Source organism: Alcanivorax sp. HI0083, from assembly GCF_001635175.1.
Map to the genome: position 1 here is coordinate 1 of NZ_LWFX01000696.1, position 361 is coordinate 361.

Genomic DNA, 361 nt, shown 5'->3' on the forward strand with positions numbered 1-361 from the left:
GCCAACGGCGGCTACCGGGTTACCCCCTGGAGTATCGTGCAAATCGAAAAGGACAACGGGGACGTGCTCTGGAAAGCGCCAGAGGTGGTTTTCTGCGAAAGCCCCTGCCGGCCGCCGCAAACCGATAACGCCCCCCAAGGCGGCATGACCGAAGTCGACACAGCCAATAGCGACAGCGATGACAGCACCACCCAGCCCCGCCAGCCACCGCCGGTCATGGCCCCGCGCGTAATCGACGCCCGCATTGCCTGGCTAATGAACTCCATACTGCAAGATGTGGTACGCCGTGGCACCGGCCACCAGGCCAACGGCCTGGGCCGCCGGGATCTGGCCGGCAAGACCGGGACCACCAACGATCAGG

The 361-nt window shown here is 65.1% G+C and carries 1 protein-coding gene; it reads left to right on the forward strand.

Annotation, left to right across the window (positions count from 1 at the left end; all coding sequences use genetic code 11):
- Positions 1-361 (forward strand): penicillin-binding transpeptidase domain-containing protein (locus A3754_RS06855; RefSeq protein ID WP_255363123.1); only part of this gene is annotated, 361 nt, incomplete at both ends.